At 71.7% G+C, this 15,935-nt stretch carries 13 protein-coding genes, 1 tRNA gene and 4 pseudogenes; 7 read left to right on the forward strand and 11 right to left on the reverse strand.

The annotated features are described in order from the left end of the window. Nucleotides 1-432, reverse strand: a pseudogene (locus IEJ02_RS49500) (hypothetical protein); the annotation flags it as partial. A 253-nt stretch (nt 433-685) separates the two neighbouring features. Between IEJ02_RS49500 and IEJ02_RS46315 the strand changes: the two are divergent. After that, nucleotides 686-2,008, forward strand: a pseudogene (locus IEJ02_RS46315) (response regulator transcription factor); the annotation flags it as partial. A gap of 256 nt (nt 2,009-2,264) precedes the next feature. On the opposite strand, the gene IEJ02_RS46320 reads toward IEJ02_RS46315, so the two are convergent. The 6 genes from IEJ02_RS46320 to IEJ02_RS46345 form a co-directional block, all read right to left on the reverse strand. Beyond that, the gene (locus tag IEJ02_RS46320) at nt 2,265-3,920 is read right to left on the reverse strand and encodes a long-chain fatty acid--CoA ligase (protein WP_191070284.1); all 1,656 of its coding nucleotides are present in this window, start codon (nt 3,918-3,920) and stop codon (nt 2,265-2,267) included. A gap of 166 nt (nt 3,921-4,086) precedes the next feature. After that, a complete protein-coding gene (locus IEJ02_RS46325) occupies nt 4,087-4,617 on the reverse strand; it encodes a SigE family RNA polymerase sigma factor (protein ID WP_137978641.1) in 531 nt (176 codons plus the stop codon). A gap of 199 nt (nt 4,618-4,816) precedes the next feature. Further along, the gene (locus tag IEJ02_RS46330; protein ID WP_191070285.1) at nt 4,817-5,668 is read right to left on the reverse strand and encodes a DUF1906 domain-containing protein; all 852 of its coding nucleotides are present in this window, start codon (nt 5,666-5,668) and stop codon (nt 4,817-4,819) included. Nucleotides 5,669-5,721: 53 nt separating this feature from the next. Next, nucleotides 5,722-6,888: a lipid-transfer protein gene (locus IEJ02_RS46335; protein WP_191070286.1), complete on the reverse strand. Its 1,167-nt coding sequence runs from the start codon at nt 6,886-6,888 to the stop codon at nt 5,722-5,724. After that, nucleotides 6,885-7,343, reverse strand: a complete 459-nt coding sequence (locus IEJ02_RS46340) for a MaoC family dehydratase (RefSeq protein WP_191070287.1) — start codon at nt 7,341-7,343, stop codon at nt 6,885-6,887. Before IEJ02_RS46340 ends, IEJ02_RS46335 begins: the two co-directional genes overlap by 4 nt. A 133-nt stretch (nt 7,344-7,476) precedes the next feature. After that, nucleotides 7,477-8,457, reverse strand: a complete 981-nt coding sequence (locus IEJ02_RS46345; protein ID WP_191070288.1) for a bifunctional MaoC family dehydratase N-terminal/OB-fold nucleic acid binding domain-containing protein — start codon at nt 8,455-8,457, stop codon at nt 7,477-7,479. 711 nt (nt 8,458-9,168) lie between these two features. On the opposite strand from IEJ02_RS46345, the pseudogene IEJ02_RS49505 reads away from it, so the two are divergent. The 3 genes and pseudogenes from IEJ02_RS49505 to IEJ02_RS46360 form a co-directional block, all read left to right on the forward strand. Next, nucleotides 9,169-9,477: pseudogene (locus IEJ02_RS49505) on the forward strand (bifunctional DNA primase/polymerase); the annotation flags it as partial. 410 nt (nt 9,478-9,887) lie between these two features. Continuing rightward, nucleotides 9,888-10,490 (forward strand): annotated as a pseudogene (locus IEJ02_RS46355) (bifunctional DNA primase/polymerase); the annotation flags it as partial. Between the two features lie 444 nt (nt 10,491-10,934). After that, nucleotides 10,935-11,732, forward strand: a complete 798-nt coding sequence (locus IEJ02_RS46360; protein WP_191070290.1) for a hypothetical protein — start codon at nt 10,935-10,937, stop codon at nt 11,730-11,732. A gap of 140 nt (nt 11,733-11,872) precedes the next feature. Here IEJ02_RS46360 and IEJ02_RS46365 read toward each other — a convergent pair whose 3' ends face one another. Next, nucleotides 11,873-12,199, reverse strand: coding sequence for a helix-turn-helix domain-containing protein (locus IEJ02_RS46365; protein ID WP_137978646.1), 327 nt, complete (start codon nt 12,197-12,199; stop codon nt 11,873-11,875). Nucleotides 12,200-12,449: 250 nt separating this feature from the next. Here IEJ02_RS46365 and IEJ02_RS46370 point away from each other — a divergent pair, with 250 nt between their 5' ends. The 3 genes from IEJ02_RS46370 to IEJ02_RS46380 all read left to right on the forward strand — a co-directional run bounded on the left by IEJ02_RS46370 (nt 12,450) and on the right by IEJ02_RS46380 (nt 14,096). Continuing rightward, on the forward strand, nt 12,450-12,977 hold the full coding sequence (locus IEJ02_RS46370) for a hypothetical protein (RefSeq protein WP_317986094.1): 528 nt from the start codon (nt 12,450-12,452) through the stop codon (nt 12,975-12,977). 84 nt (nt 12,978-13,061) lie between these two features. After that, nucleotides 13,062-13,634 carry a hypothetical protein gene (locus IEJ02_RS46375; RefSeq protein WP_191070291.1) on the forward strand — a complete coding sequence of 191 codons (573 nt, stop codon included), beginning with the start codon at nt 13,062-13,064 and terminating at the stop codon, nt 13,632-13,634. A gap of 318 nt (nt 13,635-13,952) precedes the next feature. Next, nucleotides 13,953-14,096, forward strand: coding sequence for a hypothetical protein (locus tag IEJ02_RS46380; RefSeq protein WP_191070292.1), 144 nt, complete (start codon nt 13,953-13,955; stop codon nt 14,094-14,096). Between the two features lie 99 nt (nt 14,097-14,195). Here the strand turns inward: IEJ02_RS46380 and IEJ02_RS46385 are convergent, their stop codons facing one another. The 3 genes from IEJ02_RS46385 to IEJ02_RS46395 all read right to left on the reverse strand — a co-directional run. Beyond that, complete coding sequence (locus IEJ02_RS46385) at nt 14,196-14,384, reverse strand: DUF1330 domain-containing protein (RefSeq protein WP_223865547.1); 189 nt, start codon at nt 14,382-14,384, stop codon at nt 14,196-14,198. Nucleotides 14,385-14,482: 98 nt separating this feature from the next. Further along, nucleotides 14,483-14,569, reverse strand: a tRNA-Ser gene (locus tag IEJ02_RS46390). Between the two features lie 39 nt (nt 14,570-14,608). Further along, nucleotides 14,609-15,935: S1C family serine protease (locus tag IEJ02_RS46395; RefSeq protein WP_223865548.1), on the reverse strand; the 1,327-nt coding region annotated here is incomplete at its 5' end.

Consider the following 15,935-nt stretch of genomic DNA (forward strand, 5'->3'; position numbering starts at 1 on the left):
ACCGGACGGCGCCGCGCCCGCCGGGCGCTGGGCGAGGCGCCGGAGCAGCCGACGCCCGACCAGGCGCAGGGCCAAACGCAGCCACAACCTCAGCCGCAACCTCAGCCGCAGCAGTCCCAGCCGCAGCCCGCGGGCGATCCCGGGCTCGTCCGTTCCCCCTTCGCGCTGCCCCCTGCCGCCGCCGACCGGGCGCAGCCCGGCGCGCTCCCGCCCGAGCTCGGCCCGGCCGGGCTCGTCCCCGCGCAGCACGGCTCCCGCGAGGCGCGGGGCGGCGCGCCCCAGCCGCAGCAGGGCGGGGGGCTGGCCGTACGAGGCGAGCCCGTACCGCCCAATGGCGCGGCGCCCAATGGCGCGGCGCGGCCCGGTAGCTGGCCGTCCGACCCCGGTCAGGGGCAGGGCCAGGACCCGCGTCGGCCCCAGCCGCAGGCCCAAGGCCCCCAGCCGGCCGCGTCGGGCATGCCCGCGCTNCCCCGAGGAGCAGCAGCCCAACTGGGGCCAGGACACCAGCGGCGGCCAACCACAGGAGGTCCCGCCCACCGGACGGCGCCGCGCCCGCCGGGCGCTGGCCGAGGAGCAGCCGCAGGGGGCCCAGCCTCAGGCCCAGGCTGGTCCGCAACCCGCGGAGACCAGCGGGCACCCACCGGCCCAGCAGCCCGTGCAGCCGCCTGCGCAGTGGCCGGACGCGCCCGCACAGCCCCGTCCGCAGCCGCTGCCCGCCGAGACCCCGCAGAACGCCGACACCACCCAGGGGCGCGCGATCAGCGTGCGCACCCTGGGCCAAGGGGTGCCGTTCGCCCAGCAGGTGGGGGAGCAGCCCCAGGGCCAGCCCGCACAGGGCCAGCCGCAGGGCCGGCCGCAAGGACGCCCGCCGCAGGGTCAGGCGCAGACGCCCTCCGGAGGCACCAGCACGGGCGGCGGCAGGCGGCGCAAGCTGGCCGCCCGGCCCGAGATGACGGACCAGGGCGCCTCGGCCGAACTCCAGCCGACCGGCAACCGCGCGCATCCGCACACCGGACCGCAGCCCCACACCGGGCAGCCCGCGCACGGCCAGCAGCCGCACACCGGACCGCAGCCGCACCCCGGTCCGCAGACCGGCGCGCAGCCCCGCCCCCAGCCCGGGCCGGGGCCGCAGCCGCAGCGCGCGGTGGGCGCCTCGCAGGGCTCCGGCCGTACGTTCGCCATTGGCGCGCCGGACGAGGGCGCCGAGGGGCCGGAGCCGCTGGACGGGCCCAACGGCGCCGTCGAGATCGTCGACGACCGCACCCCGCCGCCCGACGACGAGTTGCCGCCGGAGCCGCTGGACAACCCGCGCCGCCTCCTGGTGTGGCCCGCGCCGGACATGTCCACCCAGCAGGCGCTGAGCGACCGCGGCTACCGCCCGGTGATCGTGAACTCCCGTGAGGAGGTGGACGCCCAGATCGCCGCGTACCCGGCGGCGCTGTTCGTCGACCCGCTGACCGGGCCGATCACCCGGACCGCACTGCAGTCGCTGCGTACTGCGGCGGTCGCCGCCGAGGTGCCGGTGCTGGTGACCGCGGGGCTCGGCCAGGCGACGCGGGAGGCGGCGTACGGCGCCGACCCGGCCGTCCTGCTCAAGGCGCTCGCGCCGCGCGACAGCGAGCAGCATCCGTCGCGCGTGCTGCTGATCGAGGAGCACGAGCCGATCGCGATGGCGCTCACGGCGACGCTCGAGCGGCGCGGGATGCAGGTCGCCCGCGCGGCGACGGACGCGGACGCGGTCTCGCTCGCGGCCCAGATGCGGCCCAACCTGGTGGTGATGGACCTGATGCAGGTACGCCGCCGCCGGGCCGGGATCGTCGACTGGCTGCGCGGCAACGGACTGCTGAACCGCACCCCGCTGGTCGTCTACACCTCCGCGGACATCGACCCGGCGAACCTGTCCCGGCTGGCCTCGGGCGAGACGGTGCTGTTCCTCGCGGAGCGCTCGACGAGCGCCGAGGTGCAGTCGCGGATCGTGGACCTGCTGGCGAAGATCGGCACGAACTGACGCCTGCGGCCGGCACCGGTTACGTACGGCCGCCGTAAGGAGACACCCGCCTCCTTGCGGTGACCGCGTTGCCCACAGCGGCACCCTTACGGTGACCGCGTTACCCACAGCAGCACCCTTACGGCGGCCACGTTGCCACAGTGGCTTCCTTACGGCGGCCACGTTGCCCACAGCGGCACCCTTACGGTGACCGCGTTGCCCACAGCGGCACCCTTACGGTGACCGCGTTGCCGACGCGCTCCCGATCCCGGCATCCTCAGCCCAGCGTGGTCACATCCAGTTCCCCGTCCGCGTACCTCTTTCGGATGACCTTCTTGTCGAACTTCCCCACGCTGGTCTTCGGCACCGCCGGAATCCGCGCCCAGTGCTCCGGCAGCTGCCAGCGCGCGACCCGTTCGGCGAGGAAGGCCCGCAGCCCCTCGTAGTCGATCGTGGCGCCCTCCGTCAGCACCACCGTGGCCAGCGGCCGCTCGCCCCACTTCTCGTCCGACACCGCCACCACCGCCGCCTCCGCGACCTCCGGATGGCCCATCAGCTGGTTCTCCAGCTCGACCGAGGAGATCCACTCACCGCCCGACTTGATGACGTCCTTGGCCCGGTCCGTCAGCGTCAGATAGCAGTCGGGGCTGATGGTGCCGACGTCGCCGGTCTTCAGCCAGCCGTCCTCGGTGAACTTGTCCTCGGGGCGGAACGGCTCGCCGTCCGCCCCTCCGTAGTACGCGCCCGCGATCCACGGACCGCGTACCTCCAGCTCACCCGGCGTCTTCCCGTCCCACGGCACGAGTTCGCCGTCCGCCGAGATCAACCGGCACTCGACGGAGGACGGGAAGCGGCCCTGCGTCAGCCGGTACGGCCAGGCCTCCTCGGCCGAGAGACCGCCCGGCGGATGGGCCACGGAGCCGAGCGGAGAGGTCTCCGTCATGCCCCAGGCATGGACGACGTTAATGCCGTGGCGCTCCCCGTAGGCCTTCATCAGGGAGGGCGGGCAGGCCGCGCCGCCGATGAAGACGTTCCGCAGACTGCTCACCTCCCGCGGCCGCGCGTCGAGTTCGGCGAGCAGCCCCTGCCAGACGGTGGGGACGGCGGCGGCGATGGTGGGACGCTCGCGCTCGATCATCTCGGCGAGCGGTTCCGGCTGGAGGAAGCGGTCCGGCATGAGGATCGAGGCGCCCGCCATGAAGGCGGCGTGCGGGGTGCCCCATGCGTTGGCGTGGAACATGGGCACCACCGGCAGCAGGATGTCGCCCCCGGACATGCCGAACGACTCGGCGGTGTTGACCTGCATCGAGTGCAGATAGATGGAGCGGTGGCTGTAGGCCACGCCCTTGGGGTGCCCGGTCGTCCCCGAGGTGTAGCAGAGGGCCGCCGCCTGGCGCTCGTCGATCTCCGGCCAGGCGTACCGCTGCGGCCTGCCCTCGATCAGCTCCTCGTAGTCGTGGACCCGGGCGGCACAGCCGTCCAGGACGGAACGGTCGCCGGGGCCCGCGACCACGATGTGCTTCACCGTGGTGAGGCCGGGGAGGAGCGGGGCGAGCAGCGGCAGCACGGAGCCGTTGACGATGATCACGCGGTCGGCGGCGTGGTTCACGATCCAGCCGAGCTGATCGGCGGGCAGCCGCAGGTTGAGGGTGTGCAGTACGGCGCCCATGGAGGGGACCGCGAGATACGCCTCCAGATGCTCGCAGTTGTTCCACATCAAGGTGGCCACGGCCTGCCCCGGTTCGACCCCGAGCTCATCGCGCAGCGCGTTCGCCAACTGGATGGACCGCACCCCCACCTCGTAGAAGCCGCGTCGCTGGGGCTCGCCCTCTCCGGTCCAGGTGGTCACATGGGCCGTGCGGCCGTGCACGAGCGCCCCGTGCACGAGGATGCGGGTCACGGTCAGCGGTACGTCCTGCATCGTGCTGAGCACCGGGGCGCCTCCAGGGTTCCGGTTACGCGCGGGTTGAGGTTCCGCCGATTCTGCAGCCGACCACCTGGTATGTCACTACCCCCGGACCCCGTCGGTCCCCCGTCGGTCGCCCCCGTCGGTCCCCCGCCGGTCAGCCTCGTAGGCCGCCATCGCGTCGATCAGGCGATCATGCCGCGTGGCCGAGTTCCGGGTCCTCGCGGAGCTTGCCGAGGGCGCGCGAGACCGCGCTCTTGACGGTGCCGATGGACACCCCGAGAACCTCCGCCGTCTGCGCCTCGCTCAGGTCCTCGTAATACCTGAGGACGACCATCGCCCGCTGACGGTCCGGCAGCCGCAGTACGGCGCGCCACAGCGCGTCGCGGAGCACCTGCCGTTCGGCGGGGTCCGGGGCGGGCACCGTCTCGGGCTCGGGCAGCTCCTCGCAGACGAATTCGTCGATCTTGCGCTTGCGCCACTGCGACGTCCGCGTGTTGACCAGGGCGCGCCGCACATAGCCGTCCAGCGCGTTGTGGTCCTCGATGCGCTCCCACGCCAGGTACGTCTTGGTCAGCGCGGTCTGCAGCAGATCCTCGGCGTCACACGCGTTGGAGGTCAGCGAGCGTGCGGTGCGCAGCAGCACGGGCCCCCGCGCCCGTACGTACGAGGTGAACGACGGGAACGCGGCGGCCGAGACGCCTGTGCACACGGTCGTGGTCATGGCTCAACGCTAGGAGCGAGCAGGTCGGAGCGGATCGGCCATAAGTGCCGAAGGGCAGTCAGCCTCAGGTTGTAGGGGTGGTGCTGGCACCACCTCCTGCGGGGGGAGGGGGCGATCGGACGGTCAGGGTTCTTCCCGAGGGTTCTCCGGGAGGGTTCCCTACGGTTCCCCGGGAGGGTGTGCCCCACCCCACGGGTGCTCACTTGATGATCGCGACCGGTGCGTCCACCTTGTTGCGGTCGATGCGCAGCGTCCGGCCGCCGTGCGTCACCTCCACATTGCCCCGGTACTGGTGGATGCGGCGGTGCGGATTCCACGCGCTCTTGGCCAGCGTCGACTCCCCGTACAGCGACGGCTTCCCGTTCCAGCGCGCGAACCACATCACGGAGGGCAGGTCATGGACCCCGGCCCGGCGGGCCTGCTCCACATGGCGCACCCCGGACTCGGCGCTGCTGTAGAAGCCGGGGAAGAAGCCGCGCGAGCGGACCGCACGATTCCAGCCGCGGATGAAGGAGAGCGTCTTGGCGGCGCAGCTCGTCGCTTTCACGTCGTACGCCTCCATGTCGAGGTAGAGCGCGCTGCGCTTCTTCAGGGAGAGCGCCTTGGCGCGCGCCACCGCGTCCTTGCCCTCCGCCTGTCCCTGGGAGAACGGCTTGCTGCCGATGGGCACGTGCTTCTTGTTGGTGTTGCGGACACAAGGCGACTGGGATCCGACGAAGATGGGCAACACCCGCCACTTCATGCTCTTGACGCCGCGCATCCAGGAGACGGTGAGGTTGGGCTGGCTGGCGCAGGCCCGGCCGCGGCCCGCGTAGTAGACGCCGACGGCGCGGTAGCGGGAGCTGTTCCACGCGTGCAGGGTGGCGAGGGACGGCGCGTGGCAGGTGTCGAAGGCCCAGCCCTTGAAGACCTTGGCGCCCAGGGGGCGGGGGTCGGGCAGGACCTGCGCCGAGGCGGCGGGGGTGGCACCGGCGATGGCGGTGGCCAGGGCCGCGGCCAGACCGGCGGCCCAGCCCGTGACCTGCCATCTGCTCTGCTTACTTCGGGTCATATGACGAGTGAAGGTGGACTTCGGCGGCCCGATACCGCAGACACGCGCGCGGTTCAGCCGTCTGCGCCGAGGAGAAGCCCGGATGTCGGTACCCCGGTGCCCGCGGTGACCAGGGTGCGGGCGGCACCCGGCACCTGGTTGACGGAGCTGCCGCGGATCTGGCGGACGGCCTCGGCGATCCCGTTCATCCCGTGCAGATACGCCTCGCCGAGCTGGCCGCCGTGCGTATTGAGCGGCAGCGCGTCCTCGGCGACGAATCCGGCCGCCTCGCCGCGCCCGCAGAAGCCGAACTCCTCCAGCTGCATCAGCACGAATGGCGTGAAGTGGTCGTAGAGGATGGCCACGTCGATGTCGGCCGGGGTCAGCCCGCTGCCGCGCCACAGCTGACGGGCGACCACCCCCATCTCGGGGAGGCCCGTCAGATCGTCGCGGTAGAAGCTCGTCATCTGCTCCTGGCCGCGGCCCGCGCCCTGCGCCGCGGCCGTGATCACGGCGGGCGGACGCGGCAGGTCACGCGCCCGCTCCACACTGGTGACCACGATCGCCTGACCGCCGTCCGTCTCCTGACAGCAGTCGAGCAGCCGCAGCGGCTCGACGATCCAGCGGGAGGCGGCGTGCTCGGCGAGGGTGATCGGCTTGCCGTGGAAGTACGCGGCCGGGTTGGTGGCCGCGTGGCGGCGGTCGGTGACGGCCACATGGCCGAAAACCTCGGGTGTCAGCCCATAGGTGTAGAGATAGCGCTGGGCGGCCATGGCGACCCACGAGGCCGGGGTCAGCAGCCCGAACGGCAGCGACCAGCCGAGCGCGGCGCCCTCGGCGGACGGCTCGCGGTGCTGCACGCCGGAGCCGAAGCGGCGCCCGGAGCGCTCGTTGAACGCGCGGTAGCAGACGACGACCTCGGCGACGCCGGTCGCGACGGCGAGCGCGGCCTGCTGCACGGTGGCGCAGGCCGCGCCCCCGCCGTAGTGGACGCGCGAGAAGAAGGTGAGATCGCCGATGCCGCAGGCCTGCGCCACGGTGATCTCGGGGCTGGTGTCCATGGTGAAGGTGACCAGCCCGTCCACGTCGGCCGGGGCGAGCCCGGCGTCGTCCAGGGCCGCCTGGACGGCCTCGACGGCCAGCTTCAGCTCGCTGCGGCCCGAGTCCTTGGAGAACTCGGTGGCGCCGATGCCGACGATGGCGGCCCTGCCGCCCAGGGTGTCCGGCGTGCGGGCGCTCATCGGGGGGTGTCCGGGGTGGTGGGGGTGGTGATGGGGGTTGCGGTGGTGGGGGTGGTCCTTGGAGCGTCGTCGGGGAGCCGCACGGTGACCGTGCCGGTCACATGGTGGCCGATGCCGTTCTTACCGATGACGGCGACCTCCGCCGTGCCCTCCGCGACCGAGGTGACCCGGCCGGTCAGCACCATCTCGTCGCCGGGGTAATTGGGCGCCCCGAGCCGGATGGCGACCTTACGGAGCCGGGCCCGCGGCCCGAAGTGATCGGTGATGTACCGGCCGACCAGCCCATTGGTGGTGAGGATGTTCATGAAGATGTCCGGGGAGCCCTTCTCCTTGGCCGCCTCGGCGTCGTGGTGCACATCCTGGTAGTCCCGGGACGCGAGGGCACCGGCGACGATCAGGGTCCGGGTGATCGGGATGCGCAGTGGGGGCAGCTCATCGCCCGTACGCACCGTCATACGACCGCCTCCTCGTCCGTACGGTCGGCGCTGCCGAGGCCACCGGGGTCCGCGCTGCCGAGGCCACCGGGGTCCACGCTGCCGAGGCCACCGGGGTCCGCCCTGTCCATCCGTCAGGCCTCCTGTCCATCCGTTACGCCTCCGCGCCCCGGAACACCGGCAGCTCCAGCTCCTCGTCCACGCGTAGGAACTCCAGCTCGACGGGCATGCCGATGCGCACCTTGTCGTACGGCACCCCGGTGATGTCGCTGACCATCCGCACGCCCTCCGCGAGCTCAATGAGGGCGACCGCGTACGGCGGGTCGAAGGCGGGGAAGGGCGGATGGTGCATGACCACATAGCTGAACACGGTGCCGGCGCCGGACGCCTCGACCGCCTCCCACCGCTGGGAGCCGCACGCCCCGCAGCCGGGCAGCCAGGGGAAGCGCGGGGTGGCGCAGTCCAGGCAGCGCTGGATGAGCAGCTGATGCCGGGCGACGCCCTCCCAGAAACCGGCGTTGTCGCGGTTGATGACGGGGCGAGGGCGGCGGGGACGGTCGGCCGGCGGCTCCGACTTTCGCTTCGGCTCCGGCGTTCGCTTCGGCTCCGACTTCGCCGCTCTCTTCGGCCGCGCGGGTGCGTACTTGAGGATGCGGAAGCGGTGGGTGCCGACCAGTTCCCCGTCCCCGGCGCGGACGTTCATGCGGGTGGTGACGAAGTACCCGGTGCCGAGCTTGGTGGTCTTGCGCGGTGACACCGACTCGATGACCGCGTCGAAGGTGACCCGGTCGCCGGGGCGCAGCGGTCGCAGGTACTCCTGCTCGCAGTCGGTGGCAACCACCGAGGTGCAGCCCGCGTCGTCGAGCAGCGCCAGCAGCTCGTCGTACGCCTCGGAGCGGGCCGAACCGCCGGGGTGCCCGGCCAGACCGCCCATCGTCCACGCCTGGAGCATCGTGGGCGGGGCCACAGCCGGGTAGGCGGGGTTGGTGTCGCCCATGGCCTCGCACCAGTGCCTGATCATGGGCTCGTTGACGGGGTCCCTGCCCGCGCCGCCGCTCGCGGCCGTCCGCCCCTCGTACGTCTTCAGCCGTCCGTACAGCTCTTCCGGGTCAACGTCCAGCTCATCACGCGTCATCGCTTCCCCTGCCGCATGTCTGCCGTAGAAAGCAATCTGACTATCCGTCAGATAAATCGACGCTGTCAAGGACGAACGCTGAAGCACGACACACGTACGGTCGCGCGATGGCGTTGATACGCCACCGCGCGACCGTACGACCTCACCCGTCCCGTTTCGCTCAATGAATCACCACAGCTCACTCAGATCGTTCGGACATCGCACCGCTTCCGCGGTCCCCGCGTTTCCCGGGCTTCGCGGGTTTCCCGCGGCTCCCCTACGGGCGCTCGCGGGGTCTCGCGTTGGCGGCGACCTGCCCCCGTGCGAGCGCGTCAGACGCGTCGGATCCCAGGAGCCGCACCCCACCCTGGACGCGGAGAACGGTGGCGCGGCGAAGGTGCGGCCGGGGCCCGTCCGGATGTCCGCCATCTCGATTCCTCCGATCCCACTCCCGACTTCCGCGACCTCCCCGAGGCTCGAAAGGGTCGCGGAAGCAGAGTTGCCCACCGATTCCCGGACGATGCGCGCGGGCCACTGGAATTACCACGCAAGCATGATGAACCTGTTTTAAACGCCCCATGCACCCCCACTCCCCGCGTCGCGCCGGTGCGCCCGGTGCGGCGCTCCGCCCAGCTGCGGGGTGAGCCTTACGCGACACTCCGTTCCGCATAATTTCGGCCATCCTCGGCGACTTACCGTGCCCTCTTCCCATTACCGAACACTTGTCCGAAAATGGGTGGCATGGCGAATCCCTCACTCGCCCATGCCCTTGCCCACGCTCTGACCGCCGCGGCCCACGGTTTCCGGGTGATCCCGCTGACCCGCGCGAAGCTGCCCGCCGTGCGCTCCCCTCACCACCACGACCCCGCCCCGCTGCCGTGCCATGGCGAATGCGGTCGGCTGGGCCATGGCGTCCATGACGCCTCGGCGGACCCGGACGCGATCCGCGCCCTGTTCGCCGCCGCTCCCTGGGCCACCGGCTACGGCATCGCCTGCGGATGCGCCCCGTACCACCTCATCGGCATCGACCTCGACCTCCGGGGCGTGCGGCCCGGTAAGCCGGGAGCGCCCGGCGGGCCCCAGGGGACCGGGGGAGCGAGCGACACGGACGCTCGGGCCGGAGGGACCACCGGGACGGCGGAGCGGGCTGGGGCGACCGGGACGACCGAGCGGTCCGGAGCGGCCAGGGCAGCCGAGCGGACCGGAGCGGCCAGTGCGACTGCGGCAGCCGAGCGAGCCGGAGCGACCGGGGCAGCCGAGCGGACCGGAGCGGCCAGTGCGACTGCGGCAGCCGAGCGAGCCGGAGCGACCGGGGCAGCCGAGCGGACCGGAGCGGCCAGTGCGGCCAGTGCGGCCAGTGCGGCCAGTGCGGCCAGTGCGGCCGAGAGTCCCGGTGCAAGCCGTAAGGACCGCACGGACGGCCTGGCCGNGAGAGTCCCGGTGCAAGCCGTAAGGACCGCACGGACGGCCTGGCCGCCCTCGCCCGGCTGGCCCGTGAGCACGCCTTCACCATCCCCCGTACGGTCACCGTGCTCACCCCGAGCGGCGGCCGCCATCTGTGGCTGTGCGGCCCACCCGGCCTCGCCGTCCCCAACTCCGCCGGCCGTCTGGCCCCCGGCATCGACATCCGGGGGCTGGGCGGCTATCTCGTCGGCCCCGGCTCCTACGCCTCGCACGGCAGCTATCGCCTCGCGCCCGGCTCCCCCGCCTGGGCCCCGGCACCCGCCCCGTCCGCCCTGTTGCGCCTGCTCACGCCCCCGCGCCCGGCCCCGCCCCGCTCGTACCGCCCCGGCCCGCCGTTCCCCGAGCCGCATCCCGCGGCCCTGGAGGGGCTCGTACGGTTCGTCCGAGCCTCACGGGAGGGCCAGCGCAACGACCGGCTGTTCTGGGCGGCCTGCCGCGCCTACGAGACGGGCGCTGGGCCGGAGTTGGCCCCCGCCCTGATCGAGGCCGCGCTCGACACCGGCCTGCCCCCGCGCGAGGCCCGCGCCACCGTCGCCTCCGCGGCCCGCAGCGCCGCCCGCCACCTCCAGCCCCCGGACGCGTGTGCCTGACGCTTGGCCTGATGCCCGGTATGCCCCGTGGGCGGGATGAACGGAGCGGGGGCGGCAGACGTATCGCAGGACGCCAGAGGCGGCGCGATCCAGCGGTACATGGACGGTGAGCCGTGCGCTACGGGAACGAGGAGCACTATCGTGACCACGCGACGAGGCGCTCTGTACAGGAACCGGAAGGCGCGGCAACCGGAAGGCGCAGGGACCGAAACGCGTAGGAACCAGGCGGCGCGGGGACCGAACGGCGCAGGAACCACACGCCCACTCGCCGGTACGTCCGCCCCCGAGGCGGACAGTGAAGGGATTCCCGCTCTCCCCGTGATCGGTGCCCCGTGACCGGTGCTTCGGCACCGGTGCTCCGCGCCCGGTGCCAGGTGCCAGGTGCCCGGTGTCCGGCCGACCGCCTCCGGCGCACCGGCACCAAGGCGCGATCAGGGGGGAGCATTGCACGAGCTGTACGCACAGGGGTGGTTCGCGGAGTTCGCGTTACCGATAGGCGTCTGCGCGCTGGTCACCTGGATCTCGCTGGTCCACCGTTTCGCCGACAAGGGCCGTCTGCTGGGGACCGTAAGGTCCGCGTCGCTGTGCTGCGGAATCATCGCCTGCACCTGCGCGGCGGCGCTGCTCACCATCGCCCTGCTGCTGCCGCACGCCGCCGATGTGCCACCCGCCGTGGCCGCTGCCGCCGCGGGCGGGGCCCTGGCGCCTCGCGTCCGTCAGCAGCAGAACCAGCAGTCCACGCCGCCCTTCGTGGCCGTGATCACGCTGGGCATCGCGGTGCTGCTGAGCGAGCTGGAGCGGCGGCTGGTCCACGACATGTACCTCCACTGCCACCGCCTGGTCAGGGACTTCGAGAACGTGGCCCAGCTGCGCATGTTCGCCTTCGAGGCCCGCCTCCACCTGCGCGGCTGCGCTCCGGCGGCCAAGGACAGGACGACGATCAACACCCTGTACGAGGAGGTGGACCAGCTCTTGGACGACGCGGCCAAGGTCGAGGCCGACATCGAGGCGAAGTGCCGCCAGCGCGAGGTCCAGGAGTTCCCGCCGGAGCTGCACGCCCCGACCCGGGAGGAGGCGGAGGACCGCCGTCAGACCTTGGCGATGGCCATGGACGCCTGCGTACGCATGCTGGAGTTCGGCTACCGGACCGGGAAGCGGAGCGGCGACCGCGAGCTCATGCGGCTGCGGGACGAGGCGCTGGCGGTACGCCCCCTCGCCACGACGGGCGCCTCGCACCCCTGACGTGGCTCGCACGTCCGACGCGGCCGGCACCCCCGACGCGCCGCGCACCCCCGACGTGGCGCCGCGCACCGCACACCACGGCGACGCCCGTCAGGGACGCACCCCGCGCACGCCCGTGCACCCCGCACAGCCCGCTGCCTTCAAGGAGCGTAGACAAAGGCATCGGAGCCATCGCCCAGCCCACGCGGCCGCCGAGCCCCGTCCTCCTTGGGCTCCACAAAACTGATCTTGATGTCCAGCTCCAGCGCATCGGCCACGGCAGCGAGGCTGCGCAGCGTCAGATTCTCGTCTCCGGATAAGATTTGGCTCACCCGTCCCGGGCTGACGTCCATGAGCCGGGCGAGGTCAGTGCGGCTCATGCCACGCTTCCCCAGCAACCCGGCGACCTCCACAGTGGCCTGACGCGCCAACCGCGCCCCCGCGTGGTCGGCAGCCTCCGCCTTCGCACCTTTGCTTTTCCACGGCACGCTTCATCAACCTCCCAGCGCATGGTGCCGACCTCGGGCGTCGAACACCCTCAGTGAAAGCTTCCCACCTTTAGCTACAACTAAAAGCCCACTTCCCGCCTTCCCACCCACCACCCACCCCCCAAACAGCCAATCCCCCCAGCCCTGACCTGCACCAACGCCCCACCCATACATTTTCGGCCAGATCTGCCCACCGACCAGCCCCACCGAACGACCGACGGCCCCCGCCCCCGTCCCTACCATCCGCACCGTGCAGATCGACGAAGCGAGAGAGCCCGTTGACGAAGCCCTCTACGTACGATTCCAGAGCCCGGTCCGGAACGAGCGCGGCCACTTCTCCGGGGTGTTCGGCCTGGTCAACGGGCTGGCGCGAAGCGGGAAGCTGAACGCTGAGCAGGAGCGCTTCCGGCGGGCCAACAACGACTGGTACAACACGGCCTATCCAGACCCCTCGACCGTGGACCCGACGGTCTACGACCACGCGCTCCACCCCGGAGCGGCAGCCTGGTTCAAATCCACGTCCCGGGAACTGATCACACGCGTGGACGGCTACCTGGAGATCCTCGCCGCTCACGGCATCGAGTGCCGGATGATCCGATCGTCGAATCCGGGGAGGGTCGTCTACGAGGACGAGTACCAGATCGTCGTCGTACCGCACGAGGTCGAGGGCGACGGAACAGGCCACTCCGGCCGCGAAGCACAGGAGCCGGATGCACGGCTGCCGACCGATGGAGCAGTTGTCCGATCCGACCGGGTGACGCCGCGCGCGAACGGGTGATTCAGGTGGTTTTCCCACTGCCAGGTGGAAGGGAAAAGGTGGCGTTCATGCGCAAACAGTACGCATGAGCACCAGGGAGGAAACATGCCGATACAAGCGAGCGCGCTCGTGCGCGGCAGCTCGGTGCTGGTCACCGCCGCGGCGACCGTCGCCATGCTGGCCACCCCTGCCGAAACCACCGAAGCCGACGCCCACAACGGGCGGCCAAGCGACGGGCGGGGGGCCGAGACCAGACAGATCGCGTCCTCGGTCCTGGACGCCGACGAGAACGTCAAGTTCACCCTGACCGCGATCCGGTCCACCGTCGACCCGCTGAGAGCCTCCGTCCGGCTGAGGGCCTTCGCCCGGCAGCACGGCCGGTTCGTGCTCTCGGACGAGGTACGGGTCGGCGCGGTGGACAGCTGGTTCTGGTTCCCGGTCACCGGGCGGGGCGCGATCTGCGAGTTCTCGACGGCGAGCACCAACCCCGCACCCGTCACCGCGAGCCTGCTGATCACCCCGGCGATCGGCTGCTCGCCGCCCGAGCGCTTCGAGCTGCGGGACGGGAAGTTCAAGGCCGACGGCCGCAGCGCGCGGACCCCGCACGGCGGAGTGAGCACCGGCGGTGGCGGCATGGCCCGACGGGCCGCCACCCAGGAAGCGCCGGCCGGCGCGTAGGCGTTGCACCCATCCCGCACGGGCTCAAGGCGGCCGCCGAGTAGGCCGGCCGGACCGTGTGGCACACCATGCGCCACTTCACCCGTGGGTGGGTGGGGTGGCGCTTCCTCGCTCCCGGGGCACGACCCGTTCGTAGCCGATGAGGAGCGCTGGCAGCACTCACCCGAGCCGTGAGCGCCCGTCATGCCATCAACCAGATCAGACCGAACGAATCCAACGTCTTCGAGTTCGGCACCAGCGCCTCCATCTCCTGACGCCCGGAGCACGACACGCAGAAGGGGTGCCCCTGAACCATGGGCACCCCCCGACACCTACGCCATGCGAGATAGGGAGCAGGCGCTCAGATGGCACAGCATCGCGGTGCTCTGGAAGTTCTACGCAAAGCTGCTGTGGGCGCAACGGCACCGGGCGAACCAGTTGATCGATGATGCGCTCAACAACATGCCGGACAATGCCGAATGACTCACCTACGTGGATTGGCTGGCCGTCCAGTCGGCTCCGGCAGCCAAGTGATCACTCACCGTCGCCCGCCACCTCCCCCCTCGCACACCAGCGGAACCGCTAGGCCGGAAGGGAGAAGCCCTCGGGCGGCGAACCCTCGGCGAACAGCATCCGCACCCGAACCTTTCCCTCCCTTATCTCCCGGGCTCGCCGGTACTCGGGGGAGTCATACCACTCCCGGATCCGGTCCATATCGGGGAACTCGATGACCAGGAACCGGGAGGAATCCCAGGTGCACGCGCTGGTCAACGCTGGGATTCAGGGGGAACAGGCTGAGACACAAAGCGAGTGGGAGGGGGCTCCGGTTTCGCCGGAACCCCCTCCCACCTGCGCTTTTGCTACCTGCGCGGAGGCTGAGGGATTTGAACCCTCGGTGACATCGCTGCCACGACGGTTTTCAAGACCGTTCCCTTAGGCCGCTCGGGCAAGCCTCCCCGCGCCGTTCGTGATGGCGCGGGGATCAGCCTAGCGCGTCAGCTGTCACCCTTGCGCTTCCCCAAGGTGACGTCCACCTTGGACACCTTGCCGCCGCGCTTGTAGGTGAGGGTGACCTTGTCGCCCGGCTGGTGGGTCCAGATCTCGCTGATGAGGGTGGGGCCGCTGTCGATGACCGTGTCGTCGAGCTTGGTGATCACGTCGCCGGACTTGAGACCGGCCTTGTCGGCCGGGCCGCCGGGGACGACGGCGGGGCTGCCGCCGGCGCCGTTGGAGGCGATGGTGGCGCCGCTGGTGGAGTCCTTCATGTTGACCGTGGCCTCGATGACCGGGTAGACGGGCTGGCCCGTCTTGATCAGCTGCTCGGCGACGTTCTTGGCCTGGTTGATCGGGATCGCGAAGCCGAGGCCGATGCTGCCGGACTGCTGGGACTCGCCGAGGCCGCTGCCGTTGCCGGCCGACTGGATGGCGGAGTTGATGCCGATGACGCCGCCGTCCGCGTTGAGCAGCGGGCCGCCGGAGTTGCCCGGGTTGATGGAGGCGTCGGTCTGGAGGGCGCTCATGTACGAGGCGTTGCCGCCGCCTCCGTCGCTGGAGGCGACCGGGCGGTTCTTGGCGCTCACGATGCCGGTGGTGACGGTGCCGGAGAGGCCGAAGGGGGCGCCGATGGCGACCGTGGCGTCGCCCACGGCGACCCGGTCGGAGTTGCCGAGGGGCAGCGGGTCGAGCTTGGCGCCCGCGGCGTTCTTGAGCTTGACCACGGCGACGTCGTAGCCCTGGGCGCGGCCGACGACCTGGGCGGTGTACCGCTTGCCGTTGGAGAAGGTGGCGGTCAGCTTGCCGTTGTCGGCGGCCGAGGCGACGACGTGGTTGTTGGTGAGGATGTGGCCCTGCTTGTCGTAGACGAAGCCGGTGCCGGTGCCGCTCTCGCCGTTGTTGCCCTGGGCCTCGATGGTGACGACGCTGGGCAGCGTCTTGTTGGCGATGCTCGACACCGAGCCGGGCGCGCGGCTCTCCGTCTTGGGGTTGCCGTAGGCGGAGACGGTGGTGGTGTCGCCGCTGTCGCTCTCCCGGTCGGCGGCCCAGAAGCCGATGCCGCCGCCGATGCCGCCCGCGACCAGGACGGCGGCCAGCACGGCGGCGACCAGCCCGCGGGGCTTGCGCTCGAAGGGGCCGGAGGACGGCGGCACGGGAGCGGTCCCCCACGGTCCGCCCGGGCCACCCGGTCCGCCCGGGCCTCCCTGCCCGCCCTGGCCGTCGCCCTGGCCGCCGTGCGGCTGTCCGCCCTCGGCCGACCACCACGCGCCGGACTGCCCGGCGTCCGGGCCGGGGCCCGAACCGGGGCCCGAGGCGCCGGGCGCGCCG

It is taken from the genome of Streptomyces sp. 5-10, assembly GCF_014712245.1.
Lineage (GTDB): Bacteria > Actinomycetota > Actinomycetes > Streptomycetales > Streptomycetaceae > Streptomyces > Streptomyces violaceusniger.

Coding starts and splice junctions, on each gene's coding strand:
- IEJ02_RS46325 (WP_137978641.1), bottom strand. CDS start 4,617: ATGACCACGACCGTGTGCACAGGCGTCTCGGCCGCCGCGTTCCCGTCG.
- IEJ02_RS46330 (WP_191070285.1), bottom strand. CDS start 5,668: ATGACCCGAAGTAAGCAGAGCAGATGGCAGGTCACGGGCTGGGCCGCC.
- IEJ02_RS46335 (WP_191070286.1), bottom strand. CDS start 6,888: ATGAGCGCCCGCACGCCGGACACCCTGGGCGGCAGGGCCGCCATCGTC.
- IEJ02_RS46340 (WP_191070287.1), bottom strand. CDS start 7,343: ATGACGGTGCGTACGGGCGATGAGCTGCCCCCACTGCGCATCCCGATC.
- IEJ02_RS46345 (WP_191070288.1), bottom strand. CDS start 8,457: ATGACGCGTGATGAGCTGGACGTTGACCCGGAAGAGCTGTACGGACGG.
- IEJ02_RS46375 (WP_191070291.1), top strand. CDS start 13,062: ATGCCGATACAAGCGAGCGCGCTCGTGCGCGGCAGCTCGGTGCTGGTC.
- IEJ02_RS46380 (WP_191070292.1), top strand. CDS start 13,953: ATGCGAGATAGGGAGCAGGCGCTCAGATGGCACAGCATCGCGGTGCTC.